We start from the raw sequence: 26,277 nt of genomic DNA, 5'->3' as shown, positions 1-26,277 counted from the left end.
AACATAAACTAAAAACTATAAATAGAGCCATGAAAATGATTAAGAAAGTAGCGATGAGCGCCACGGCCCTGGTATTTATAGGTTCATCAGTTTTTGCGCAGAGCCTAGCCGACGCCAAAAAAGCTATTGACGCCGAACAATACCAGAAAGCCAAGAGCCTGCTGAAGAATCTTACGACTACGCAGCCAACTAAAGATGAAAACTATTTTTACCTGGGTTGGGTGTATAACGAGCAAGGTTATACAGATTCTGCTAAAACACAATTTAACAAGGGTATTGCCGCTAACCCAAAATCGGCTATTAACTATGCTGGTTTAGGTGCTGCTGCACACCTTGACAAAGATGCCGCCGGTGCTAAAGCCAACTTTGATAAAGCTTTATCAATGGCCGGTAAAGACAGCAAAACTTATGTGTATGTAGGTAAGGGTTACCTGCTGTTGCCGCAGGGTCAAAACGCGGTTGCCGCTGCTGATGCTAACGCTGCTATTGCCGTGTTAGAAAAAGGTAAAACCATCAATGCTAAGGACGCTGAGTTATTGGTTACTTTGGGTGATGCTAACCTTGCTATCCTGAAAAGCAACGAAGCCAATGCTGCTTATTCAGACGCACTGCTGGTTGACCCTAAATCAACAACTGCTGCCGTAGCACAAGGTACACTGTGGAGAATGGCCAACAACTGGGAAGCAGCCGAAAATCAATTTAAAGCTGCCCTGACTATCGACCCTAACTTTGGTCCGGCTTACCGTGCATGGGCTGAAACTAACTATCGCCAGGCACAAAGCGACCCTAAAGTTGCGTCAGCCAAAATTAAAGAAGCGGTTGATCACTACAAACAATACCTGAACCTGACAGATATGTCGCTGGAGTCTCAGCTGCGTTATGCTGACTTCCTGATCAACGCAGGTGATTTTGCTACGCTGCAACAGGTAACTACCGAGCTTTCTAAAAAAGCTAACGCTAACCTGCGCGTTTACCGCTACTTGGGTATTGCTGCTTACGAGAATAAAGACTATGCCAACGGTTTAACCGCCATGAACAAATGGATGAGCCAGGCTGGTCCGAATCGTGTAATTGCGAATGACTATTTGTACCTGGGCCGCTTGCAGATGGCTACCGGTGCAGACTCGCTGGGTATTATCTCTATGAAAAAAGCATATCAATTGGATACCACCAAAGCTGATGTTTTCATGGAAATTGCTAAAAGTGATTATGCTAAGAAAAAATATGCTGAAGCTGGTGACGCGTATAATGATTACTTCACCAAATCACACAAAGGCACTTTAATAGAGCATTTCCAGATGGGTATTGCTTATTATTTTGGCTATACCACTAAAACTAACCCTACTCCGGCCGATACTATCCTGCTAACTAAAGCAGACTCAGCATTGAGTTATGTATCTCAAAAAGCCACTTCGCCGGTAGGTGATGTGATTTTGTATCGTGCTTATATTAACGATACTAAAGACGCAGACCGTAACAACATCAAAGGTTTGGCTAAGCCTTTCTATGAGCAATACATCACGCTCCAATCGGCTAAACCAAACTTAAGCGATCCTGACAAGAAAAAGCTGGCAAGCGCTTATGTTTACATGGGTACTATCTATGAGTATAAAGATAAAGATGACGCAAAAGCTGCCGAAGCCTACAACAAGGCCAAAGAGCTTGATCCTACCAATAAACAGGTAGTTGCTTACTTCTCACGTAAAACAGGCGGTGCTAAAGGCAGATAATTAGCTTTTAACACGATATAAAAAAAGGCATCCTGATTACTATCAGGGTGCCTTTTTTTATGAACAGCATATTTTCTATATTTGCCGGATGGAAGTACAAAGTTTACCTAAAGATTATTTACCCATTATCATCCAGATGCTGGTTGCTGTGGGTTTTGCGGTGGGGACCATGTTTGCAACCCACTGGCTTGGCCCAAAACGTAAAACCAAAGACAAGCTAACGCCATTTGAATCGGGTATTGAAGTGGTAGGTAACGCACGTACACCAATTTCAATCAAATATTTCCTGGTCGCTATCCTTTTTGTGTTGTTTGATGTCGAGGTGATTTTTATGTATCCCTGGGCGGTGAATTTTAGAGAAATGGGGGTACAAGGCCTCGTGGAGATGTTCATCTTTATGGCCACATTACTACTCGGCTTTATTTACGTTATCAAAAAGGGAGCGCTGGATTGGGATTAAGTTTAGATTGATTCTAAATATATTGCCCTTGTCATAGTGTACTTTTAACAATGTTTATTTATTGTAAATTTGCCCGTCAGTTTTCTTGCACTGACGGCCCAATTATTTGATGACATCCAATGAGTGATATTCAGATTGTTAATGCGCCTCCCGGTGTAGAAGGTTCTGGTTTTTTTGCCACCTCTCTTGATAAAGCGGTAGGCTTAGCCAGATCATATTCTTTATGGCCGTTGCCCTTTGCAACATCTTGCTGTGGTATTGAGTTTATGGCCACCATGGGCTCGCATTATGACCTTGCACGTTTTGGTGCAGAGCGTCTAAGTTTTTCGCCCCGCCAGGCAGATCTGCTGATGGTGATGGGTACAATTTCTAAAAAGATGGCCCCCGTTTTACGTCAGGTTTATTTACAAATGGCCGAGCCCCGTTGGGTAATGGCTGTTGGTGCCTGCGCATCAAGCGGTGGTATTTTTGATACTTATTCTGTATTGCAGGGTATTGACGAGGTAATTCCGGTTGACGTTTACGTACCGGGCTGCCCGCCGCGCCCTGAGGCCATTATTGATGGTTTCTTGCAGATCCAGAAACTGGTACAAACCGAAGAGCGTCGTAGACGTGAATCGCCGGAGTATCAGAAATTATTGGCTTCATACGGTATACAGTAATGGGCAAGATCACAAACGAAGAGCTGCTACAGCAGATCAATGAAAAATTTGGTGAAGCGATAAAAGTAGAAGGCGAACCTTATGGTTTGCTGACTATTGAAGCCGGTCGTGAAAATATTATCGATCTGCTCACCTTCCTGAAAACCAGTCCGGAGTTGCAGTTTATCTATTTAACAGATATTACCGCTATTCACTATCCTGAGCGCGAAAAACCTATCGGTATAGTTTATCACCTGCATAGTCTGGTAAACAATGTGCGCATCCGCATTAAGGTATTTGTTGCTGATGGCGATGTTTGGATACCAAGTGCAACTGTGCTTTGGGACGGCGCCAACTGGATGGAGCGCGAAACATACGATTTCTTTGGTGTGGATTTCAAAGGACACCCAGATCTGCGCCGGATCCTGAACGTGGACGATATGACCGTGTTCCCGATGCGCCGCGAGTATCCGCTGGAAGACCCTAACCGTGTTGATAAGAAAGATTACTTTTTCGGGAGATAACAAACAATGCATAACCACCCCGTATATACAGATAACGATCCGCAAAGCGAATTATCGACCCTTAACTTAGGGCCAACGCATCCGGCCACGCACGGCGTATTTCAAAACGTGCTGCAGTTGGATGGCGAACGCATTGTAAGCGGCGTATCTACCATTGGTTACATCCACAGAGCGTTTGAAAAAATTGCCGAACACCGGCCGTTCTATCAAATTACGCCACTGACAGACCGTTTAAACTATTGTTCATCGCCTATTAACAATATGGGCTGGCACATGACGGTTGAAAAACTGCTCAATATTCAGATGCCAAAGCGGGTAGACTACCTGCGTATCATCGTAATGGAGCTGGCCCGTATTGCCGACCACATTGTGTGTAACGGTGTATTGGGGGTAGATACCGGCGCTTTCACGGGTTTCCTCTATATGATGGAATACCGTGAGGCTATTTATGAGATTTATGAAGAGATCTGCGGCTCTCGCTTAACTACCAACGTTGGTCGTATCGGCGGGTTTGAGCGCAATTTCAACGAGATATTTTTCCGCAAGGTAAACAAGTTCTTAGCAGAGTTCCCGGCAGTATTGCAGGAGTTTGAGAACCTGTTTAACCGTAACCGCATCTTTATGGATCGTACTCGCGGCGTGGCTGCGGTAAGTGCAGAAACAGCATTGGGCTACAGCTGGAGCGGCGTTTTGTTGCGCGCTACCGGTGTAGATTATGATGTGCGCGCTATGAATCCGTACAGCTCTTATGATGATCTGAGCTTTGAAGTACCGGTAGGTACGTCAGGTGATGTTTACGATCGTTTCCTGGTGCGTAACGAGGAAATGAAGCAGAGCATGAGCATGATTCAGCAGTGTCTGGACAAATTGAAGGGTGAAGATCCTACCATTTTCCATGCTGATGTGCCAGAATTTTACCTGCCTCCGAAAGAAGAAGTGTACAACAATATGGAAGCGCTGATCTATCACTTTAAAATTGTGATGGGCGAGGTGGAAACACCGGTAGGCGAGGTATACCACTCGGTAGAGGGTGCCAACGGCGAGCTGGGTTTCTGGCTGGTAAATGATGGCGGCCGTACCCCGTACCGCTTACACTTCCGCAGGCCAAGCTTTATCAATTACCAGATGTACGCGCCAATGAGTCGCGGCATGCTGTTAAGCGACGCCATTATTAACATGAGTAGTTTAAACATTATAGCCGGAGAGTTAGATGCTTAAAGTTGAAGATACACAAACGCCGGTAACGTTTCGCCCAGAGCTGGTCAAACAGTTTGACGAGATTGTGAGCCGGTATCCGCAGGGCAAACAAAAATCGGCCCTGTTGCCTATACTGCACCTGGTGCAGGCTGAGTTTGGCTGGGTAAGCGCTCCTGCCATGGATAAAGTGGCCGAATACCTGAGCATTCAACCGATTGAGGTGTATGAGGTTGCTACCTTTTATACCATGTACTTTATGCGCCCGCAAGGCAAATACGCGCTGGAAGTATGCCGTACAGGCCCATGCTGCCTGGTTGGTGCCGAGAAGATCATGGATCACATTGAGCAGAAGCTGGGTGTAAAAGAGGGTGAAGTAACCGAAGATGGCCTGTTTAGCTGGAGAGGTGTAGAGTGTTTGGCCGCCTGTGGCTTTGGTCCGGTATTACAGATCGGTCCGGAATATACTTTTTATGAAAACCTTACGCCTGAATCGGTTGATCGTTTAATTGACGATTTAAAATCAAGAGGAAATGTCAACTAGAAACAGCCTGATACTGAGAGATGTACTATATGCTGTGTTAATTGTATTGGTACTGATGCCGGGTAGTGACCTGGCAAACTTAGTGTGGGCAAAGGTTTGTATTGTAGTTTTTGCCGTTGCTCAACGCATCTGGCAACATGTAACTTATTATAAACTGACAGGCAAAATATATTGATACTATGGGACGCAAGTTACTGTTAGAACATATTAACGTACCAAACATCAACACTTTTGATGTGTATCGTGAAAAAGGCGGCTACCGTTCGGTAGAGAAAGCCCTGAAAACGATGACGCCTGACGAGGTGGTTGAAGAGGTAAAGAAATCGGGCCTGCGTGGTCGCGGTGGTGCAGGTTTCCCTACCGGGATGAAGTGGAGCTTTTTGGCTAAGCCGGAAGGTGTGGCTCGTTATCTGGTGTGCAACGCCGATGAGTCTGAACCGGGTACGTTCAAAGACCGCTTTTTGATGACCTACATCCCTCACGCTTTAATTGAGGGGATGATCACATCCAGCTATGCGCTGGGCGCCAATACCTCGTACATCTATGTACGCGGTGAGATGATGCCACAGATCCGCATCCTGGAAAAGGCCATCGCTGAAGCAAAAGCAAAAGGATTTTTAGGTAAAAATATACTGGGCACCGGTTATGACCTGGAGCTGTACGTACAACCAGGTGGTGGTGCTTACATCTGCGGTGAAGAAACCGCCCTGCTGGAATCACTGGAAGGTAAACGTGGTAACCCGCGTATTAAGCCGCCATTCCCGGCTATTGCCGGTTTGTATGGCTGCCCAACGGTGGTAAACAACGTAGAGTCAATCGCGGCGGTAGTACCGATCATCAATGATGGTGGCGACGAGTATGCTAAGTTAGGTATCGGCCGTAGTACAGGTACCAAGCTGATCAGTGCCGGCGGTAACCTGAAAAAGCCAGGTGTGTATGAGATTGATCTGGGCCTGAGCTGCGAAGAGTTTGTTTACAGCGATGAGTATTGCGGTGGTATAGCTAACGGCAAACGCCTGAAAGCAGTAGTGGCCGGTGGTTCATCAGTGCCAATTCTGCCAGCTAACCTGTTCTTTAAAACGGCTAACAACGAGGCCCGCTTGATGAGCTACGAATCACTGGCCGACGGTGGTTTTGCTACCGGTACCATGATGGGTTCGGGCGGTTTCATTGCGTTTGACGAAGATGCTTGTATCGTTCGTAATACCTGGAACTTTACCCGTTTCTATCACCATGAAAGCTGCGGCCAATGCTCGCCTTGTCGCGAAGGTACTGGCTGGATGGAGAAAGTGCTGCACAGACTGGAATACGGTCATGGCAAGAAAAGCGATATCGACCTGCTGGTAGACGTATCTAAAAAGATAGAAGGTAACACCATTTGTCCGCTGGGTGACGCGGCAGCCTGGCCGGTAGCCAGCGCCATCCGTCACTTCAGAGATGAGTTTGAATGGCATGTGACCAATGCGAGCGAGGCGATGACCAGGAATTATGGTCTGGCTCATTACGCTGATCCATTGCCTAAGAAGGAAGAAACAGCGGCTTAACCCCTCCCGGCCTCCCCGAAGGGGAGGAGTGGTTGTGGAGACACATATTTGTGCCTCACCAGGGACAGACAGGCGGTGGATGCCGCCACAATTGAGACACAAATATGTGTCTCTACGATAGAAGAAAAATGTAGAGACACATATTTGTGTCTCCCAAAAGATATAAACAATAGTTTCTTAAAAGTCCGCTCATTAAGAGTGGATTTAGGAGAGGTTCAAATGAAAGTAACAATAGACGGTATCACCGTAGAGGTAGACCCCGGGACAACCATCCTCAATGCTGCAAGGCAGATAGGTGGCGATATTGTTCCGCCTGCCATGTGCTATTATTCAAAGCTGCAGGGCAGCGGCGGTAAATGCCGTACCTGTTTGGTTAAGGTAAGCAAAGGTTCTGAGAAAGACCCGCGCCCTATGCCTAAACTGGTGGCCAGCTGCCGTACCACAGTAATGGATGGAATGGAGGTGCAAAACATTACTTCGCCAGAGGTAATAGAGGCACGTAAAGGTGTGGTAGAAATGCTGCTGATCAATCACCCGCTGGATTGCCCTATCTGCGATCAGGCAGGAGAGTGTCATCTGCAGGATTTAGGTTATGAGCACGGCGCTGCTAAAACCCGTTACGAGTTTGACCGACGTACCTTCGAGAAGATTGACATTGGCGATAAGATCCAACTGCACATGACGCGTTGTATCCTTTGCTATCGTTGCGTTTTCACCGCAGATCAGATTACCGATCATCGTATCCATGGTATCCTGAACAGGGGCGATCATTCAGAGATCTCTACCTACATCCAGGCTGCTGTTGATAACGACTTCTCTGGTAACGTGATAGACGTTTGTCCGGTTGGCGCGCTGACTGATAAAACCTTCCGTTTTAAAAACCGTGTATGGTTTACCAAGCCGGTTGACGCACACCGCGATTGTAACCACGAGAAATGCAACGGCAAAGTAACCCTTTGGTATAAAGGTGAAGATGTGATTCGTGTTACGGCCCGTAAAGATGTGTATGGCGAGGTAGAGGAGTTTATCTGTAACGAGTGCCGTTTTGATAAAAAGAAAACTGCCGACTGGGTAATTGAAGGCCCGCGCAAGATTGCTAACAACTCGGTTATCAGCGCTAACCATTATGATACGCTGCGCCCGCTGCCGGTGGTGAAAACCAACCCTGTGCTGCAGGAGAACAATAAAAATCAGTTTGAACGCGATACACGTTTGTAATAGAAAATGCTTACAGATTTATATATAAAGATTGCTTTAGTAGTAGTGATTTTCGCTATCAGCTTGCTGATTGCGATGTACTCTACTTATGCCGAGCGTAAAGTTGCTGCATTTTTGCAGGACAGGCTGGGACCAGACCGTGCAGGTCCGTGGGGGATTTTACAACCTGCTGCCGACGGTATGAAGATGTTCATGAAAGAAGAGATCATCCCAACCCGTGCTACCGGTTTCCTGTTCATCGTTGGCCCTTCGCTGGCAATAATGACGGCCTGTATAGGCTCTGCGGTTATTCCATGGGGACAGAAACTGGTGATCGGTTCTACCACTATAGACCTGCAGGTGACCGATATCAACGTAGGTATCCTGTACATCTTCGGCGTGGTATCGCTGGGGGTATATGGCATCATGATTGGTGGCTGGGCATCAAACAACAAATACTCGTTGCTGGGTGCTATCCGCGCGGCGTCACAGAATATCAGTTACGAAATTTCGATGGGCCTGTCTATCATTGCCCTGCTAATGGTAACCGGTACACTGAGCCTGCGTGAGATTGCAGAGCAACAACACGGCTGGCACTGGAATATCATCTATCAGCCGGTAGGTTTTGTCCTGTTCCTGATCTGTGCTTTTGCGGAAACCAACCGTTCACCGTTCGACTTACCGGAGTGTGAGACCGAGCTGGTAGGCGGTTATCATACCGAATACTCATCAATGAAACTGGGTTTCTACCTGTTCGCTGAGTATATCAACATGTTCATCTCATCGGCAGTAATGGTGACGCTGTACTGGGGCGCTTATAACTATCCGGGTATGGACTATATCGCTGCTCACTTTGGTGCCAATGCATCTGTGATTTTGGGTGTGGTGCTGATGTTCATGAAAATATTCCTGTTCATCTTCTTCTTTATGTGGGTACGCTGGACCATCCCGCGTTTCCGCTATGACCAGTTGATGGACCTGGGCTGGAAAGGCCTGATACCTTTTGCCATTGCCAACATTGTGGTAACCGGCCTTGTAATTGTATTGTATCACCATAGTTAATTAAGCGTTTCTAAATGGAACCACTAAGTAATAAAAAGAAAGTACTCGATGTAAAACCACTTACCCTGGCCGAGAAGATGTATCTGCCGGCAATTGCTAAGGGTATGGCTATTACCATGAGTCACTTTTTCAAAAAGAAAGTAACCATCCGTTACCCTGAGCAGCAGCGCGAGTTCTCTGAGAACTTCCGTGGTATGCACTCACTGAAACGTGATGAAGACGGTCGCGAGCGTTGTACCGCCTGCGGTTTGTGCGCCTTGTCTTGTCCGGCTGAAGCTATTACCATGACGGCAGCCGAGCGTCAGAAAGGCGAAGAGAACCTGTACCGCGAGGAGAAATATGCAGCAGTTTATGAGATCAACATGCTGCGCTGCATCTTCTGCGGACTGTGCGAAGAAGCTTGCCCGAAAGAGGCAATCTACCTGGATGGACCAATCGTTCCGTCGGATACATTGCGTAAGGATTTTATTTACGGCAAGGATAAATTAGTGGAGGCTCCACTTAATCAATAGAAGAAGTTTTATACATTTGCCCGTCAATTTTAAGCCGGGCAAATGTCTATTTGTAAACACTAAAATGGGTATATTTTACTTTATCGCGTTTTTATCAGTGCTGTTTGCACTCCTGGTAATTACTGCCAAAAACCCGGTGCACAGCGTGTTATACCTTATCCTCACGTTTTTCACTATCACTATTCACTACATTTTGCTTAACGCCCAATTTTTGGCCATCGTAAACTTTATTGTTTACATGGGGGCCATTATGGTGTTGTTCCTGTTCGTGCTGATGTTGCTCAACCTCAACGTCGATTCAGAACCTGTCAAAAGCAATATTGTAAAGTTTGCAGCCGTTATTGGCGGTTGTTGTTTACTGGCCACCCTGTTTGGCGCCCTTAAGCTATCGGCCTCATCAAAGCCGGTGCTGCTGGCAGATCCGGGTCTGGGGTTGGTGAAAAGCCTGGGTAAAGTATTGTTTAACCAATTTTTGTTACCGTTCGAAATTTCGTCCATCCTGCTGTTGTCAGCCATGGTGGGTGCGGTATTATTAGCTAAAAAAGAACCAAAAGCTGCCTGATGGAAAGTTTCTTCAATGCCGTTAAAACCGTGCCGCTTAACCACTACATCTTGTTAAGCAGCGTGCTGTTTTGTATTGGCGTTACCGGTGTGTTACTGCGCCGCAACGCTATTGTGATATTCATGTCGGTAGAGCTGATGCTGAATGCCGTTAACCTGCTGCTCACGGTGTTCTCGGTTTACCGGGGCGATGCATCGGGCCAGGTTTTTGTATTCTTCATCATGGCGCTGGCTGCTGCCGAGGTAGCTGTTGGTCTGGCCATTATTGTGATGATCTACCGCAACACCAGTTCGATTGACGTTAATGTGCTGAACAGGCTAAAATGGTAGGCCCCCCGGCCCCCTGAAGGGGGAGAGGACACTATTAATCAGATAACAAGAAAATAAAAATATCCCCATTAAAATCCCCCCTTTAGGGGGTTAGGGGGCTAACAGTTAACAAATGGATAAACTTATCTGGCTTATTCCGATATTACCCCTGGCGGGATTTATTATCAACGGGCTTGGCCGAAACAAATTACCAAAAGGCCTTATCGGTTCTATCGGTACCTTACTGGTACTGGCGTCATTCGCTATCAGTGTCGGCGTTTTCTTCGAGGTGAAAGCTAACTATCAGCACCACATCGCCATCAAGTATTTCGACTGGATCCTGGCCGGGCCTGTACGCATCCCCTTTGAGTTCTACATCGATCAGCTAAGCGCTATTATGCTGCTTATCATTACCGGTGTTGGTACGCTGATTCACCTATACTCTATCGGCTATATGCATGATGATGAGGGCTTTGGTAAGTTCTTTGCTTATTTAAACCTGTTTATCTTCTTCATGCTGCTGCTGGTAATGGGCGCCAACTATGTAATTATGTTCATCGGTTGGGAAGGCGTGGGGCTTTGCTCTTACCTGCTCATTGGTTTCTGGTACAGCAATCCATCTTATGCTGATGCTGCCAAGAAAGCATTTGTAATGAACCGTATTGGCGATTTAGGTTTCCTGATTGCCATCTTCCTTATCCTGAATTTGTTTGGCACGGTGAACATCCAGGAGATGATCAAAAAAGCACAGTTGATTCACCCGGGTTACTGGGCGGTTGGTCTGGCTGCCGGGCTGCTGTTCATCGGTGCTACCGGTAAATCAGCACAAATTCCACTGTTTACCTGGTTGCCTGACGCGATGGCCGGTCCGACACCTGTTTCGGCGCTCATCCACGCAGCTACTATGGTTACTGCGGGTATTTATATGATCACCCGTTCAAACGTGCTGTTCCTGCTCTCACCAGTGGTGATGAATATCGTTGCCATCATCGGTTTGGCAACAGCTTTATTTGCGGCACTCATCGCGTTAACACAAACAGATATTAAGAAAGTACTGGCATACTCAACCGTATCTCAGTTGGGTTATATGTTCCTGGGTTTAGGCGTTGGTGCCTTTACCGGTGGTTTCTTCCATGTTATTACCCACGCATTCTTCAAAGCTTTATTATTCCTGGGTGCCGGTTCGGTAATCCACGCGGTAAGCGGCGAGCAGGATATGCGTAACATGGGCGGTCTGCGTAAAAAATTGCCTATTACTTTCTGGACAATGCTTATCGGTACTATTGCCATTGCAGGTATCCCGCCGTTTGCCGGTTTCTTTTCTAAGGACGAAATTCTGGCGCACACTTATGAGCACAGCAAGATCATGTATGCTATCGGTGTCATCACCGCCATGTTTACCTCGTTCTATATGTTCCGCATGTTGTTCCTTACTTTTTACGGAAAATTCCGCGGAACCAGCGAACAGGAGCATCACCTGCATGAGTCGCCTGCAACTATGACGCTGCCGCTGATTGTGCTGGCCGTGCTTTCTGTTGTTGGTGGTTTGATTAACGTACCGGCCGTATTAGGCGGTCACGAAGAGTTAGGCGAGTTTTTGAAGCCGATCATCAATAACAAGTTCTTATCAGAACCTAAGGAGGCATTGACTCCTGCGATTGAAGTGACGCTGATGTGTATCTCTGTAGCCGCAGCGTTTATTGCCCTGGCTTATGCTTACGTTAAATACAACAAAAACGGGCATGTGCCTGTGCGCGACGACGAAGAGCGTGGTTTGCTGGCTACCCTGTCATATAACAAGTTTTATGTTGATGAGTTGTATGACCTGATTATCCGTCGCCCGTTAGATTGGCTGTCTGATTTCTTCTATAAAGTGATCGAGAAGCTGGGTATCGATGGCCTGGTGAATGGCATTGGTGCCGGACCGGTAGAGGCCAGCAAAGGTTTGCGCCTGTTGCAAACTGGTAACGTAGGTTTCTACATTTTTATGATGGTAGTAGGCATTGTGGCCATACTACTGTATAGTTTGGGTTTAATGGATAAGCTGCACGTATAAAATGACAGTTTCTATATTAATATTTTTACCGTTACTGGCTGCTGCCGCCCTGTTTTTAGTAAAAAACGATTGGGCCAAGCACATTGCCCTGGTTGCTACGCTGGCTGAACTGGTTATTACCGGTGTTCTGATCAGCAAGTTTAATCCTAATACCAGCTTCCCGCAGATGGATAGCACGGCTCCATGGATTCCGCAGATAGGCGCTTATTTTGTTGTTGCGTTAGATGGTTTGAACATCATCCCGGTGCTGCTTACCGCGCTGGTGCTGCCACTAATTATCCTGAGCACTTATAAACATCAGTATGATAACCGCGCTAAGGCGTTTTATGCACTGATACTGTTTATGCAGGCTGGTATGACCACCGTTTTTCTGGCCATGGACGGATTTCTGTTCTACGTGGGATGGGAAGCGGCGCTGATACCAATCTACTTTATTTGCGGTATGTGGGGCGGCGAGAATCGGGTTAAAATAACGCTTAAGTTCTTCATCTATACCTTTGCCGGTTCATTATTTATGCTGGCAGGTTTGATTTATCTGTATCTGCATAACCCGAATGGTACTTTTGACTCCAGCGATTTTTATAACCTGCAGTTGAGTTTGAAAGAGCAATCATGGTTGTTCTGGGCGTTTTTCCTGGCCTTTGCCATTAAGGTGCCAATCTTCCCGTTCCATACCTGGCAGCCCGATACGTATACCGAGGCACCGGCAGCCGGCAGCATGCTGCTTTCTGGCGTGATGCTGAAGATGGGCTTATATGGTATGGTTAGGTGGATGATCCCTATTTTGCCGCTGGGCTTTAACCAATGGTATCCACTGGCTATCACCCTGGCTGTTGTGGGTATTGTTTATGCTTCTATTATTGCCTTTAAGCAAAAAGATGGCAAGCGTTTAATCGCTTACTCATCAATTGCACACGTTGGCTTAATCTCTGCCGCTATCCTGGCGCTGAATTGGAACGGTTTGCAAGGTGCTATGATCCAGATGCTGAGCCACGGTATTAACGTGGTTGGTTTGTTCATCGTATGGGATATCATCAGCCGTAAAATGAATACCCGCGATATTACCCAACTGGGCGGTATTGCCAAAGTTGCGCCGGTATTTGCTACCTGTTTCCTGATTATTACGCTGGGAGCTGTTGCATTGCCGTTAACTAACGGTTTTGTGGGCGAGTTTTTATTGCTGAGCGGCATTTATGATTATAACATCATCTTGGTTGCTATAGCCGGCTTAACCATCATTTTGGGTGCGGTTTATATGCTGCGCATGTACAAAGGCGTTATGCAGGGCCCAACTAATGACCTGACCATCCAGTTTACGGATGTGACCGGTACCGATAAATGGGTACTGATTATTATCAGTGCGCTGGTAATTGTGATTGGCGTTTATCCGCAGCCAATTCTGCATCTGTCTGACGCAGGGGTGAGAGATTTCATCCACTTTATGACCGAGAAGATGAGTGCTACCGGTAGCAACACACTGCCTGTTACTAAATAGTTTTGACAAAAATTTTGATCGATATAAAATGAATACCTTAATACTCATATCTGTTTTACCTATCCTGCTTTTGTATTTAGGCTTATATAAAGCCAAAAATGCATTGCTGCCGGTAACCGTTATTGGTTTGGCAGTGGCGCTGGGTTTAGCTATATCGCAGTGGAAGGCCGCCGATACAGTGATGCCAATCTATAACGGCATGATGCTGTTTGATCATTTTTCTATTGCCTTTACCGGCATTACCGTTGTTTCTACTGTGCTGATTCTGTTGTTATCAAAAGACTATTTTGAGAAGATAAGCAGTCACGTGGCAGAATATTATTCTATCATCTTGTTTGCGCTGGCCGGTATCATTGTGATGGTATCATACCATAACCTTACTATGCTGTTCATCGGTATTGAGATCATGTCTGTAAGCCTTTACATTCTGGCGGGTATCAAAAAACAAGACTTTGGCTCGAACGAAGCCGCTTTGAAATACTTCCTGATGGGCGCTTTTTCAACCGGCTTTTTGCTGTTCGGTATTGCGCTGATCTATGGTACTACAGGTTCTTTTGACCTCGACGCTATCCGCGACTGGGCATTATCGCATAAATCTGGCAGTTACCCGATGTTTTACACCGGTATTATGCTCATCATCGTTGGCTTGTGCTTTAAAGTAGGCGCAGCGCCTTTCCACTTCTGGACGCCAGATGTGTACGAAGGTGCTCCAACCTTGATTACGGCCTTCATGTCTACCGTGGTAAAAACTGCGGGCTTCGCTGCTTTCCTGCGTTTGTTCCAAAACTGTTTTGTTTCAGTTGCTGAGTTCTGGACACCGGTGCTGGTTATTATTGCCGGGCTGACCTTGTTTATTGGCAACATCACCGCGCTTTATCAGCAAAGCTTTAAACGTATGCTGGCTTTCTCCAGCATCTCGCATGCGGGCTATATGCTGTTTGCTATTGTGGCTCTGGGCGCTAATTCAGGTAACTCTGTATTTGTGTACGCTACGGCCTATTCAATTGCTTCTATCATTGCATTTGCGGTATTAATACTGGTACAGCAGCAACAGGGTAACGATAACTTTGAGAGCTTTAATGGCCTGGGCCGTAAAAACCCTTTCCTGGCGTTTGTGCTTACCGTGGCAATGCTGTCATTAGCCGGCATTCCGCTTACTGCAGGGTTTATTGGCAAGTTCTTTATGTTTACCGGTGCGCTGGCTAAATCGCATATCTATCTGGTAATTATCGCGGTGCTTAATGCCATTATCAGTATCTTCTATTACTTCAGGGTAATTATTGCCATGTACTTCCGTAATTCAGAGCGTGAGGGTTTGGCTATACCAGCCTATTTCAATGTGGTACTGGCGCTTTCAGCCTTGATTACATTGTTCATTGGTATTTACCCTACAGTTATCGCCGCCCTGATTCCGTCAGTTAAGTAATTACAAATAGAAATAATATTTGTAGTTTTACTTATTGCGCATGGAAAATTTCTGGGAGAACCTGCATAATTTAACCGACGCAAATGCCATCCTCAGCACAGGAGGATTTTACTTGCTGCTGATTGTGGTTTTTGCTGAGACGGGACTGTTCTTCGGGTTTTTTCTGCCCGGAGATTACCTGCTTTTTATGGCCGGTTTATTATGCGCCACCGGGATTCTGGATGTACCAATTGTGGTGCTGATTGCTTCATTAGTTGGTGCCGGCGTTTTGGGTAACTACGTGGGTTACTGGTTTGGCTATCGCGCAGGCCCTTTGCTCTTCAAGAAAAACGATTCCCTGTTCTTTAAAAAACGTTATGTACAACTAGCTGAAGAGTTTTATCAGAAACATGGCGGCATGGCCTTGGTTTTAGGCAGATTTTTCCCCATAATAAGAACTTTTGCACCTATCTTTGCCGGAGTGGTAAAGGTAGATCTGAAACGGTTCTCGCTTTACAATCTGGTAGGCAGCGTGGCCTGGGTAGCTATATTAACCTTAACCGGTTACTTTTTGGGCCGCCGCTATCCTGAAATCAAAGATTACCTGGAGTATGTGATCATCGGACTGATCGTTATCACCAGTATACCGCTCATTGTAGCCTTCCTGAAAAAGAAGACTATAGTAAGCGGCGACTAAACAATTTATATTTTTTTATATTTATATACTTCATGAGCACACAACATCCCTGGCACCAGGTTTCACCTGGCGAAAACATACCCGAAATTGTTAACGCAATCATCGAGATCCCAAAAGGCTCGAAAGCTAAATATGAAATTGATAAAGATTCAGGCCTGCTGAAACTGGATCGTATCCTGTTCTCATCAGTAATGTATCCGGCTAACTACGGCTTCATCCCTCAAACTTATTGCGATGATAAAGATCCGCTGGATATTCTGGTACTGTGTTCTGCCGATGTTTACCCGATGTCTATCATTGAGGCTAAAGTAATTGGTGTAATGCACATGGTTGATAATGGTGAGCAGGATGATAAAATTATTGCTGTGGCTAAAAATGACATGTCTGTTAATTATATTGACGACCTGAACGAGCTGCCGCCGCATACCATGAAAGAGATTGTACGCTTTTTTCAAGACTATAAGGCGCTTGAAGATAAAAACGTAACTATAGAGCACCTGTTGGGTAAGCCGTATGCTTACAAAGTAATTAAAGAAAGTTTAGAGTTATATAGCTCTACTTTCCTTGTCGAACAATAAAACATTTGAATGGATCACCCCGTCGATCTTCATGTAAGTCTTTTTGAAGTATTTGCTACGCTTTTCCTGGTTCTGCTGAACGGGTTTTTTGTTGCCGCTGAATTTGCCATTGTACGTGTGCGGGGTTCGCAAATTGAGTTGCAAATTAAATCTGGCAGTACCGCAGCTAAGCTGGCCCGTCGTATTACTCATAATATGGACGGCTACCTGGCCGCAACGCAACTGGGCGTAACCATCGCCTCGCTGGGGCTTGGTGTGGTAGGCGAGGATGTGGTGACTAAAATTGCCCTCAACGTTTTCTCGTTTTTCGGTATCGTTATTACCTCTGGGTTTGTAATCAATGTGTGCCATGTGGTAGCCTTTGTAGTGATCACTGTATTTCACATTGTATTTGGCGAGCTGGCACCTAAGTCTATCGCCATACAACGTTCAGTGCGTACCACGTTAGCGGTATCGGTTCCCTTACAGTTCTTTTTTGTGCTGTGTAAGCCGTTCATCTGGTTGCTGAATGGTTTTGCTACTTTCCTGCTCAAACTTATTGGTATTAACAGCATAAGTGAAGAAGCGCATCATAGCTCTGAAGAATTGCAATACCTGTTAGAACAAGGTAAAGAAAGCGGCGCGCTGGATTCTAACGAGCACGAGCTGATCAAAAATGTATTTGATTTTAACGAGCGCGTAGTAAAGAATATCATGGTACCGCGTACCAAGATCTCGGGTGTAGATGTTCAAACCTCTCGCGAAGAACTGGTAGAACTGCTCATCTCCGAAGGGTACAGCCGCATGCCGGTTTATCAGGATAGTATCGATAAGATCATCGGTATTGTACACGCTAAAGATATTTTACCGTTGCTGTTTAAAAATACCGACTTTGAGCTGAAGGATATCATCCGTAAACCCTACTTTATTCCGGAAACCAAGAAGATCAATGATCTGATGGCCGAGTTGCAGCAGAAGCGTTTGCAGATTGCTATTATATTGGATGAGTTTGGCGGTACCGCCGGTATGGTAACCCTGGAAGATATTGTGGAAGAGCTGGTAGGTGAAATACAGGACGAGTATGACGAGGAGAAGCCCATTGTAGAAAAAATGAGCGACAATGAGTTTATTGTGAACGCCGGTGCCAGCATTTACGATGCAAACGGTCACCTGCCGCATGACTTGCCCGAGGATGGCGACTTCGATACCGTTGGCGGTTGGGTAAGCGAAGTTTTTGGTAAGATTCCCGAAGTGGGCGAACATAAGGAGGCCGACGGCTACAACATCACCGTACTCAAAAAGTCTGAGCAAAATATTGAATCGGTGAAGCTGGAACTCTTGCTCAACGCCGAGGATACCATAGACCTGCATTAAAAGCGTAAGCAGATGCATCTGTTTTATACCCCCGATATTGCCCCAAATGCCGAAGCTTATTTCTTGAACGAGGAAGAAAGCAAGCACGCCATCCGTGTGCTGCGCCTTAACGTGGGCGACGAGGTGAGCCTGATTGATGGCAAAGGCGGATTTTATAACGCAGCCATCAGCGATGCGCACCCAAAGCGCGTGATCCTCAAAATCCAATCAGCCGTTTATGAATACGGTAAGCGCAATCATTACCTGCACATCGCGGTAGCACCCACCAAAAATATTGAACGTCTGGAGTGGTTTTTAGAGAAAGCCACAGAGATTGGCGTTGATGAGGTATCGCTTATTATCTGTCAACGTTCTGAACGTAAAGAGGCTAAGACGGATCGACTGGATAAAATCATTACTTCGGCCATCAAGCAATCGCTTAAAGCCTATCACCCTGTTTTAAATGCGCCCGTTACTTTTGCCCAGTTTATGGCCAAACCTTTTGACGGACAAAAGTTTATTGCGCACTGCATAGAAGGGGAGAAGCTGGAGCTGCGCGACGCTTTGACAGTAAATGGCCGGAGCCTGATTATGATTGGCCCGGAGGGCGATTTTAGCGAAAAAGAGATTGCCACTGCTTTAGAAAATGATTTTAAAGCCATAACTTTAGGAAACAGCAGGCTGCGCACCGAAACGGCCGCCCTGGAAGCCTGCTTTGAAGTCAATTTTTTAAACCGGTAAAATGAAGCTGCTCACACTCGCCAGTACCTTGATAACCCTGTTACTGCTGAGTAGCTTTACGCCTCCGCCCGCCTATCGTATGGCCCGTCTCAAATACAACGGCGGTGGCGATTGGTATGGCGACCGCACCGCACTGCCCAACCTCATTAAGTTTTGTAACGATAACCTGCATACCAGTTTTCAGGCTGATGAAGAAACGGTAGAAGCAGGCAGTACCGAGATTTTTAATTATCCTTTTATCTTCATGACCGGTCACGGGAACGTGATTTTTAACGATATCGAGGTGCGCAACCTGCGCAAATACCTTACCGGTGGCGGCTTTCTGCATATTTGCGATAATTATGGACTGGATCAGTTTATCCGTCCGCAAATGAAAAAAGTTTTCCCTGAACTGGAGTTTGTGGAACTGCCGCTCAATCACCCTATCTATCACCAGAAATTTGATTTCCCTAACGGACTGCCCAAAATCCACGAGCACGATGGTAAACGCGCGCAGGGCTTCGGACTGATCTATAAAGGTCGCCTGGTGTGTTTTTATGACTATGAGTGCGATTTGGGCAACGGCTGGGAGGATTATGGCACTTATGCCGGCGATAGCCAGGAATCGCGTCTTAAAGCCCTTAAAATGGGTGCTAATATGATTCAATACGCTTTAACCCAATAACCCACCTATGTATCGCATCAAAGTAAATGGACAACAGCAGTTTGAGACTGAATTAACCAAAGGCAAACTAACCGTAGGGGGCAAGGATGCACACATGGATATCCGCGAGTTGGGTAATAATAGCTATCACATCATCCACAACCTGGCCTCCTGCAACGCCGAGGTGGTAAGCTTTGACCGAGCCACCAAATCTGCAGAGATAAAAGTGAACGGCAGGCTGTATAATGTAGCGGCCAAAGACCAGTTCGACCTGCTGCTGGAACAACTGGGTATGAATGCCGGCGACAGCGCCAAAGTAAGCGACCTGAAAGCCCCAATGCCCGGCCTGGTGCTGAAAGTATTTGTAAACCCCGGCGATGAGGTAAAGAAAGGCGATAACCTGTTTGTGCTGGAAGCCATGAAAATGGAAAACATCATCAAAGCCCCGGCAGACATGGTGGTAAAATCATCCAAAATAAAGCCTGGTGATAAAGTGGAAAAAGGGCAGGTGCTGATGTTGTTTTAGGTTATTAGAATTATGTCATTTCGACCAATGGGAGAACTACTCTCTTGAACGATGTGAAAAAATCTTAGCCCACATGCTTTTATTCGATGGCTTAGCTAGCGTCTAAGATTCCTCCTCACGCCATTTCACAGTCCTGCCCATGTTCGTTCGGAATGACAAGCGGGTTATAATTTCAACTAATCACTAATCACTAATCAACCAATCACCAATTAACTAAAACCGCTAGGTTTTCTGTTTTTTCTTCTTGGCCGCAGGGAACAGCACATTATTCAAAATCAAACGATATCCGGGTGAGTTGGGGTGCAGCTTTAAATCTGTTGGCGGGTCGCCTACGCCGTGCTGGTAATCTTCGGGGTCATGGCCGCCGTAGAAGGTCCACTGACCTTTGCCGTACTCGCCGTGGATGTAGCGGGCCTCGTTACCTGTTTTCATTTCGCCCATAATGGTAACGCCGGGTTTAATGTAGCGCTCGTTAAAGGCAGTGGTCAGTCCCATAAAACCTTTAATTACCTTATCATGGTTTTGGGTGAGCATGCTGGGTACCACATCCCATTTGGCCGAAAAATCAAACAGCGTGAAAAAATCATTCGCGCGGTCTACCTGCCGGGTAAAGGTAACGTCGATATTACTGAACCGGTGTGAGAGCGGGTTCATATCCAGTTGAAAGTTCTGGAAGGCAAAGGTGGCGCCAAAGTCAAGTTTAGATTGCGCGTTTGGATCGGCTGCGTCACCATCAAACATGCTTTCGCAAATATCGGTATTGGCAGCCGCCAGCGCAATATCAAACGTGTCGGTGCCCGAACACATGGCAAACAGGAAACCGCCGTTGCCACAAAAATCGCGGATGTGCTGGGCCACGGCCAATTTCATTTTTGATACTTTATCAAAGCCCAGCTTTTTGGCCATGGCCTCTTGCGCCTTTACATCGTTGGCGTACCAAGCTTCAAAACGGTAGGTATAAAACTTACTGTACTGACCGGTAAAATCCTCATGGTGCAGGTGCAGCCAATCATATTTGGGCAGGTCGCCGCGTAGCACTTCCTCATCATAAATCAGATCGTAAGGGATCTCGGCATACTTCAGTACCATGGTTACGGCATCGTCCCAGGGCATGCTGGTTTTAGGAGCATACACGGCCATTCGGGGCGCTTTCTCCAGTTTAACCAAATCCATGTTTACAGAGGGATCGGTCACCTCGGTAATAATCTGGTTTACCTTGGCATCAGCAACCACCTCATAGCTTACGCCGCGAATCTTGCATTCATCCTCAATGCTTTTATCATACTTCATCATAAAGCTGCCGCCACGGTAGTTGAGCAGCCAATCCACCTCCTCGCCGTTTTTCAATGTCCAGAAGGCAATACCGTATGATTTAAGATGATCTTTCTGCGTCTCGTCCATCGGCAGTAAGATGGACGCTGCTTTGGAGGCAAAAGCCGAAAGTACAAAGCACAAAGCCAGGATATAATGTTTGAAAGAGATCGTCATCGACATGCGGCGCATATCCAAAAATAACGATTAGGATTGAAAAGTATTTTGTTCAGTTTGGCGGTGAGCAGGGTGTCAACTCACAATAGATCGTTTTAATAGCGGGCCGGGTGTCATCCTGAGCTTGTCGAAGGGCGCGGGAAGGCCTACGCACGCGTTTCGACAGGCTCAACGTGACATCCCGTTTTATAAGGTCTTACTAACACTCCGCCTGCTCGCACTTCTCACTTGCCAGCTCCGGTTCAAAGGTGCAATGACTGATGTTCATATGCAGCAGGCGATGGCGCAAGTCATGCTTAATAGCAGTAAAGTTGGGCATTTCCTCGTCAGAAATAACCAGGTGGGCAGTCATGGCGTTTTCTGTAGTACTGAGTGCCCAGATGTGTACATGGTGCACCTCTACTACGCCTTTGCCTTTCATTAATTCGGTTTTCACTTTCTCCAGATCCATCTCGTCTGGCACGCCGTCCATTTCCAGACGCAGGCTCTTTTTAAGCAGGCCCCAGGTGCCGCCAACGATAATCACCACAATGGCTAAACTCACGGCGCTGTCAATCCAGTACCATTTGGTGAAATAAATGACAATGCCCGAGATAACCACCCCTAACGATACAATGGCATCAACCGCCATGTGCAGGTAGGCTCCTTTAACGTTCAGGTCTTTATCCTTGTCTTTCATAAACAGCCACGCTGTAAAACCATTAATGGCAATGCCGATAAAAGATACCCAGGCAATGGTGCTGCCCGGCACGCTTTCAGGATGAAAGAAACGCATTACAGCCTCGTAACCAATCAATCCAACGGCCACAAAAAGGATGAGCGCATTGAAAAACGATACAATAATAGTAGAGCGTTTATACCCGTAGGTGTATTTCTGGTTGGAGCTTACCTTGGCCAGCTTAAAAGCCAGCAGCGCCAGGGCCAGACTGGCCACATCGCTCAGGTTGTGCCCGGCATCGGTCAATAATGAAAGCGAATGACTGATAAAACCGGCCGCGCCCTCAACCACCACAAAGATGGAATTAAGGATGATGCCCCAAACGAAAGCCGAATTCAGATGATCCAGCCGGGGCGCTTCATGGGTGTGAAACAAGCCGTGGTGATGATCGTGATCATGGTCATGTCCATGATGATGATGTGCGTGAGAATGATCGTGGTCGTGCGCCATGACGCCAAAGGTAGGTAATTTTAAATTTGGCTGTGTGAAGCAACGATGAAATTAGCCCCGGAATTAAAACGAATGATTATCCAAAATCCGGGGCCAGTTCCTAATACAAATGTCTGAAGAATAGCGCCCACAGAATTAAAGCAAACAGCAGGTATTTCACTACATAATACAGCCTCAGGTTATAGGCTTTCAGCTTTTTACCCACCAGCCTGATGGAGTAGATATATTTGAATACTTTGTTGATGTTGCCGGTTTTGTCTTCGCCCATGTTAGGTGATGCAGCGGAGGCCATGATGAACCAGCCGAAAAACTTGTTCCAGCCACGACCGAAGATGGTTTTTACCGGGCGTTCTACGTCGCAGAACAAGATCAGGCGGTCTTTGTCGCTCTTGTTCTCGGCCCAGTGGATGTAGGTTTCATCAAACAGTACATCCTCACCGTCGCGCCATGAATACATCTGGCCGTCAACCATAATGTTGCAATCGTCAGAGTTAGGTGTGATTAGCCCCAGGTGATAGCGCAATGAGCCCGCATACGGATCGCGATGCTGTAACAGTTGACTGCCCGCAGGCAATACCGCAAACATGGCAGCTTTTATAGATGGAATGCCCTGTAAAAGCTCAATAGTTTTAGGGCAGTATTTTTTTGCTGATGAATGGTAATCGCCATACCATTTTAAATAAAAACGTTTCCATCCACGACGGAAGAAAGAGTTAAAACCAACATCGTTATACTTATCGCTGCCTTTTATCAGTTCTGCACGCTCCAATTGGATGGCTTCGTCACGAATAGTTTCCCAGTTAGCCTTCAGTAGGGCCAGCTCTGCAAATTGTCCGGTATTAATATATGGCTTGTTCTCCACACCAGAGAGTGCATACATTGGCACATTGATGGGCGCCATAAACGTAGAGTGATCTGCAAACTGGCGGAAAAATTTGTAGCGTACTTTACCGCGATAGTGCACAATTACGGTTGAAATAATGAGTACATACAAAAAGATGAACTTACCGGAGTAAAGCTCAGGAATAATAGAATGCATGCGATGTGAGTTAGTTTTCGGCGCAAAAATACCGATAACGCCCGAAAAATTGACGTTTTGAATTTTTATGACATTTAGTTAACCGTATCATTCGTGGTGATAAGGCTCGCCTTTCAGGATGGTAAAGGCGCGGTATAGCTGCTCAGTAAAAAACAGACGTACCATTTGATGAGAGAACGTCATGCGGGAGAGTGATAGCTTATCATTAGCCCGGGCATATACCGAAGCATCAAACCCGTAGGGGCCGCCAACTATAAAAATAATGCTGCTGGTGGAGCCGATGGCCTTTTTATCCAGCCAGGTGGCAAATTGAGATGAGCTGAACTCCAAGCCTTTCTCATCCAGCAGCACCACGTAATCTGTATTGGTGATTTTTTTCAACAACATTTCAGCCTCCTTACTTTTCTGTTGATCCTGGGTGAGGGCTTTGGTATTTTTAAGTTCAGGCAGGTCGATGATCTCAAACCGGGCATAATGCTTCAGTCGCTTTACGTATTTGTCTATTCCGTCGCGGATGTAAGCATCTTCGGTTTTGCCGACGGTAAGCAGGGTGATCTTCATTGCGGCAAAGATAGTTAATTGTATCATTTGCCTCATTGCCGTCGACTTTAGTCGACGGCAATGAGGATGAAAGAATGGCTTTAGCCGAAATGATGTCTATACTACAAATGTGGTTAAAGCCAAAGATGGTTGTCATTTAGTCAGTCCGATAAATGGGAGGCAATGAAATTTAAGAAGTTCAACCCGGTGATATTATCATCTAAAACTTAATTTTACTTTGCTTTATACCGAAATGGAAAATCCCATCATCACCAATTATAACCGACAGGCCGAGGAGGCCCGTGCCGAGGCTGCTAAATTCTCCAGACTTATTAATGTCTATTCGTTTATGCGATTGGGCGTTTTTTTGCTGTTTGCAATGTCGATATATATCGCGTTGAAGTGGGGCGGGATGGGTATGCTGATGTCGCTGGCCTTTATCCTGCTGTTGGTTTTTGTATGGCTCATGTCTCGCCAGAGTTATTTTGAAGAGCAACGCAGCTATTTTAATGCTTTGGCTACGGTTAATCAGAACGAGGTTGACAGCATCAGCAACCGCAAAAATTTATATGATGATGGTCGGCAGTTTGCTGATGATAAGCATCCATACACGGCAGATCTGGATATTTTCGGACCATATTCGCTCTTTCAACTGACTAACCGCGCGGCCACACGCCCGGGATTGAACAGATTGGCCGATTGGTTTTCGGCACCATCTGATCGGGAAGAAATTACCAGCCGGCAGCAGGCGTTGAAAGAGTTGGCTACCCGTAACGATTGGAAACTCGATTTTCAGGCCCGGCTACTGTTTGCCCGCGAGATTAGCGACGGACAGATGAAAGGCTTGATGGCCTACCTGGCCACCCCGCTCAAAATACCTGCTGAGCGTTTTTTGAGTACTTACATTCGTCTTGCTCCCATTCTGCTAACCGGTGCAATTGTAGCGGCATGTTTTGTGCCGTTGATGGTGCCGGTAGCTGTACTCATTGCCTTGTTCCATTTTGCACTCAACATGTACTATGGCAGTTACGTTACCAAGGCCGATTTTGTGGCCGGCAAACTGGGACAAGTGCTGCAGCAATATGCCGTGCTGTTTAAAAAAGTGGAGACGGCTAATTGGGCGTCGGGAGAGTGTAGCAGATTGTCTAAGCAGTTGGCAGATCATCAGACATCGGCTAAAATACGTGAGCTGGGCATTTTGGTAAACCGTTTGAGTTATAGCTTGATTATGATTGTGGGTTTTGTGCTCAACCTGTTTTTTCTGTGGGCGCTCAAACAGATGCTGGCCATTGAAAACTGGAAACGTAACAACAAAGAAAGTATTTCTACCGCATTTGATTTGTTAGGCGAGTTTGAAGCACTACTAAGCCTGGCTGGCTTGCACATCAATTACCCAGATTGGTGCTTTGCCCAAATTGCCGAAGGCAATGGTTATACTTATCGTACTAAGGCCCTCGCGCATCCGCTTATTAAAGAAACGCAGCGTGTAAGTAATGATTTTGATTTGAATGATGCGTATCGTATCGATATCATCACCGGCTCTAACATGGCCGGTAAAAGTACTTTTCTACGTACCATCGGTATCAATGCAGTGCTGGCCCTTTGCGGTGCGCCGGCCTGCGCGCAGGAGTTGAAGCTATCGGTTATTCGCGTGGTGACTTATATGCGTATCAAAGATTCGCTAAATGAAAGCACCTCCACCTTTAAAGCTGAACTTGATCGACTGCAAATGTTGCTGGGGGCGGTAGAGCAGCAGAATAAAGTTTATTTCCTGATAGACGAAATGTTGCGCGGTACCAATTCGGTAGATAAATACCTTGGCTCAAAAGCTGTTATTGAGCAGCTGATCCGAAAAAAAGGTGTGGGTCTTGTTGCAACACACGATCTGCAACTATCAGAATTGGAGAAGACTTATCCGGATTACGTTCGCAATTTCTATTTCGATATCCAGGTAACAGGCGACGAGATGTTGTTTGATTATAAGATTAAACAGGGAGCCTGCAAAACGTTCAATGCGTCGTTGTTGTTGCGGAGGATTGGGATTGAGGCGCTGGGGTAGGTGTTGTGTTTCATCAATTAACTCAAGTTTGTTAGTTAAACATAAGTCATCGCGTCATTGCGAGGTACGAAGCAATCTCTGTACAGGACAATCGGACATGCTAATTTGATTTGCGTCCGCAGAGATTGCTTCGTACCTCGCAATGACGTAATAGCTATTTTTATCGTCTGTTTCGCCACTACATGGTTCTAATAGCAACTTGAGTTATTTAGGTGAATCACTTGTTCGATAA

At 46.2% G+C, this 26,277-nt stretch carries 27 protein-coding genes; 23 read left to right on the top strand and 4 right to left on the bottom strand.

Going from position 1 to position 26,277, the window contains the following annotated elements; genetic code table 11:
- The first annotated feature begins 29 nt into the window (after window positions 1-29).
- The 22 genes from ABZR88_RS17180 (at window position 30) to ABZR88_RS17075 (ending at window position 19,751) form a co-directional block, all read left to right on the top strand.
- Complete coding sequence (locus tag ABZR88_RS17180) at window positions 30-1,730, top strand: hypothetical protein (RefSeq protein ID WP_107827199.1); 1,701 nt, start codon at window positions 30-32, stop codon at window positions 1,728-1,730.
- A gap of 88 nt (window positions 1,731-1,818) precedes the next feature.
- Complete coding sequence (locus tag ABZR88_RS17175) at window positions 1,819-2,190, top strand: NADH-quinone oxidoreductase subunit A (RefSeq protein ID WP_107827198.1); 372 nt, start codon at window positions 1,819-1,821, stop codon at window positions 2,188-2,190.
- Window positions 2,191-2,309: 119 nt separating this feature from the next.
- Window positions 2,310-2,852 (top strand): NADH-quinone oxidoreductase subunit B, encoded by a 543-nt coding sequence (locus ABZR88_RS17170; protein ID WP_107827197.1) that lies wholly within the window; start codon window positions 2,310-2,312, stop codon window positions 2,850-2,852.
- Window positions 2,852-3,355 (top strand): NADH-quinone oxidoreductase subunit C, encoded by a 504-nt coding sequence (locus ABZR88_RS17165; protein ID WP_107827196.1) that lies wholly within the window; start codon window positions 2,852-2,854, stop codon window positions 3,353-3,355. Before ABZR88_RS17170 ends, ABZR88_RS17165 begins: the two co-directional genes overlap by 1 nt.
- A gap of 6 nt (window positions 3,356-3,361) precedes the next feature.
- Complete coding sequence (locus ABZR88_RS17160) at window positions 3,362-4,573, top strand: NADH-quinone oxidoreductase subunit D (protein ID WP_107827195.1); 1,212 nt, start codon at window positions 3,362-3,364, stop codon at window positions 4,571-4,573.
- On the top strand, window positions 4,566-5,093 hold the full coding sequence (gene nuoE / locus ABZR88_RS17155) for an NAD(P)H-dependent oxidoreductase subunit E (protein ID WP_107827194.1): 528 nt from the start codon (window positions 4,566-4,568) through the stop codon (window positions 5,091-5,093). Before ABZR88_RS17160 ends, nuoE begins: the two co-directional genes overlap by 8 nt.
- Window positions 5,083-5,268, top strand: a complete 186-nt coding sequence (locus tag ABZR88_RS17150) for a hypothetical protein (protein ID WP_107827193.1) — start codon at window positions 5,083-5,085, stop codon at window positions 5,266-5,268. The genes nuoE and ABZR88_RS17150 overlap by 11 nt, the downstream gene beginning before the upstream one ends.
- Window positions 5,269-5,272: 4 nt before the next feature.
- Window positions 5,273-6,637 (top strand): NADH-quinone oxidoreductase subunit NuoF, encoded by a 1,365-nt coding sequence (gene nuoF / locus ABZR88_RS17145; RefSeq protein ID WP_107827192.1) that lies wholly within the window; start codon window positions 5,273-5,275, stop codon window positions 6,635-6,637.
- Window positions 6,638-6,856: 219 nt separating this feature from the next.
- Window positions 6,857-7,855 carry a 2Fe-2S iron-sulfur cluster-binding protein gene (locus ABZR88_RS17140; protein WP_107827191.1) on the top strand — a complete coding sequence of 333 codons (999 nt, stop codon included), beginning with the start codon at window positions 6,857-6,859 and terminating at the stop codon, window positions 7,853-7,855.
- Window positions 7,856-7,861: 6 nt separating this feature from the next.
- Window positions 7,862-8,896, top strand: coding sequence for an NADH-quinone oxidoreductase subunit NuoH (gene nuoH / locus ABZR88_RS17135; protein WP_107827190.1), 1,035 nt, complete (start codon window positions 7,862-7,864; stop codon window positions 8,894-8,896).
- 14 nt (window positions 8,897-8,910) lie between these two features.
- Window positions 8,911-9,408: an NADH-quinone oxidoreductase subunit I gene (locus ABZR88_RS17130; protein ID WP_107827189.1), complete on the top strand. Its 498-nt coding sequence runs from the start codon at window positions 8,911-8,913 to the stop codon at window positions 9,406-9,408.
- A gap of 64 nt (window positions 9,409-9,472) precedes the next feature.
- Window positions 9,473-9,970, top strand: coding sequence for an NADH-quinone oxidoreductase subunit J (locus ABZR88_RS17125; RefSeq protein WP_107827188.1), 498 nt, complete (start codon window positions 9,473-9,475; stop codon window positions 9,968-9,970).
- On the top strand, window positions 9,970-10,299 hold the full coding sequence (gene nuoK / locus ABZR88_RS17120; RefSeq protein WP_107827187.1) for an NADH-quinone oxidoreductase subunit NuoK: 330 nt from the start codon (window positions 9,970-9,972) through the stop codon (window positions 10,297-10,299). Before ABZR88_RS17125 ends, nuoK begins: the two co-directional genes overlap by 1 nt.
- Before the next feature lie 112 nt (window positions 10,300-10,411).
- Window positions 10,412-12,334, top strand: coding sequence for an NADH-quinone oxidoreductase subunit L (nuoL, locus tag ABZR88_RS17115; RefSeq protein WP_107827186.1), 1,923 nt, complete (start codon window positions 10,412-10,414; stop codon window positions 12,332-12,334).
- Between the two features lies 1 nt (window position 12,335).
- The gene (locus tag ABZR88_RS17110; RefSeq protein ID WP_107827185.1) at window positions 12,336-13,829 is read left to right on the top strand and encodes a NuoM family protein; all 1,494 of its coding nucleotides are present in this window, start codon (window positions 12,336-12,338) and stop codon (window positions 13,827-13,829) included.
- Between the two features lie 28 nt (window positions 13,830-13,857).
- Complete coding sequence (locus tag ABZR88_RS17105) at window positions 13,858-15,255, top strand: NADH-quinone oxidoreductase subunit N (protein WP_107827184.1); 1,398 nt, start codon at window positions 13,858-13,860, stop codon at window positions 15,253-15,255.
- A gap of 40 nt (window positions 15,256-15,295) precedes the next feature.
- Window positions 15,296-15,931 carry a DedA family protein gene (locus ABZR88_RS17100; RefSeq protein ID WP_107827183.1) on the top strand — a complete coding sequence of 212 codons (636 nt, stop codon included), beginning with the start codon at window positions 15,296-15,298 and terminating at the stop codon, window positions 15,929-15,931.
- A 32-nt stretch (window positions 15,932-15,963) separates the two neighbouring features.
- On the top strand, window positions 15,964-16,509 hold the full coding sequence (locus tag ABZR88_RS17095; protein WP_107827182.1) for an inorganic diphosphatase: 546 nt from the start codon (window positions 15,964-15,966) through the stop codon (window positions 16,507-16,509).
- 9 nt (window positions 16,510-16,518) lie between these two features.
- Window positions 16,519-17,862, top strand: a complete 1,344-nt coding sequence (locus ABZR88_RS17090; RefSeq protein ID WP_107827181.1) for a hemolysin family protein — start codon at window positions 16,519-16,521, stop codon at window positions 17,860-17,862.
- A 12-nt stretch (window positions 17,863-17,874) separates the two neighbouring features.
- Window positions 17,875-18,582, top strand: a complete 708-nt coding sequence (locus tag ABZR88_RS17085; protein ID WP_107827180.1) for a 16S rRNA (uracil(1498)-N(3))-methyltransferase — start codon at window positions 17,875-17,877, stop codon at window positions 18,580-18,582.
- A 1-nt stretch (window position 18,583) separates the two neighbouring features.
- Window positions 18,584-19,246, top strand: coding sequence for a DUF4159 domain-containing protein (locus ABZR88_RS17080; RefSeq protein WP_107827179.1), 663 nt, complete (start codon window positions 18,584-18,586; stop codon window positions 19,244-19,246).
- Between the two features lie 7 nt (window positions 19,247-19,253).
- On the top strand, window positions 19,254-19,751 hold the full coding sequence (locus ABZR88_RS17075; RefSeq protein ID WP_107827178.1) for an acetyl-CoA carboxylase biotin carboxyl carrier protein subunit: 498 nt from the start codon (window positions 19,254-19,256) through the stop codon (window positions 19,749-19,751).
- A 222-nt stretch (window positions 19,752-19,973) separates the two neighbouring features.
- On the opposite strand, the gene ABZR88_RS17070 is transcribed toward ABZR88_RS17075, so the two are convergent.
- The 4 genes from ABZR88_RS17070 to rlmH form a co-directional block, all read right to left on the bottom strand.
- Window positions 19,974-21,239 carry an asparagine synthetase B gene (locus ABZR88_RS17070; RefSeq protein WP_107827177.1) on the bottom strand — a complete coding sequence of 422 codons (1,266 nt, stop codon included), beginning with the start codon at window positions 21,237-21,239 and terminating at the stop codon, window positions 19,974-19,976.
- 199 nt (window positions 21,240-21,438) lie between these two features.
- On the bottom strand, window positions 21,439-22,407 hold the full coding sequence (locus ABZR88_RS17065) for a cation diffusion facilitator family transporter (protein ID WP_107827176.1): 969 nt from the start codon (window positions 22,405-22,407) through the stop codon (window positions 21,439-21,441).
- Between the two features lie 100 nt (window positions 22,408-22,507).
- Window positions 22,508-23,446, bottom strand: a complete 939-nt coding sequence (locus ABZR88_RS17060) for an aspartyl/asparaginyl beta-hydroxylase domain-containing protein (protein ID WP_107827175.1) — start codon at window positions 23,444-23,446, stop codon at window positions 22,508-22,510.
- A gap of 87 nt (window positions 23,447-23,533) precedes the next feature.
- Window positions 23,534-24,007, bottom strand: coding sequence for a 23S rRNA (pseudouridine(1915)-N(3))-methyltransferase RlmH (rlmH, locus tag ABZR88_RS17055; RefSeq protein ID WP_107827174.1), 474 nt, complete (start codon window positions 24,005-24,007; stop codon window positions 23,534-23,536).
- A 232-nt stretch (window positions 24,008-24,239) separates the two neighbouring features.
- On the opposite strand from rlmH, the gene ABZR88_RS17050 reads away from it, so the two are divergent.
- Window positions 24,240-26,045, top strand: a complete 1,806-nt coding sequence (locus ABZR88_RS17050) for a DNA mismatch repair protein MutS (RefSeq protein ID WP_107827173.1) — start codon at window positions 24,240-24,242, stop codon at window positions 26,043-26,045.
- The last annotated feature ends 232 nt before the right edge of the window (window positions 26,046-26,277 follow it).

Source organism: Mucilaginibacter yixingensis, from assembly GCF_041080815.1.
Lineage (GTDB): Bacteria > Bacteroidota > Bacteroidia > Sphingobacteriales > Sphingobacteriaceae > Mucilaginibacter > Mucilaginibacter yixingensis.
This window is presented reverse-complemented; position numbering and strand designations above follow the sequence as displayed.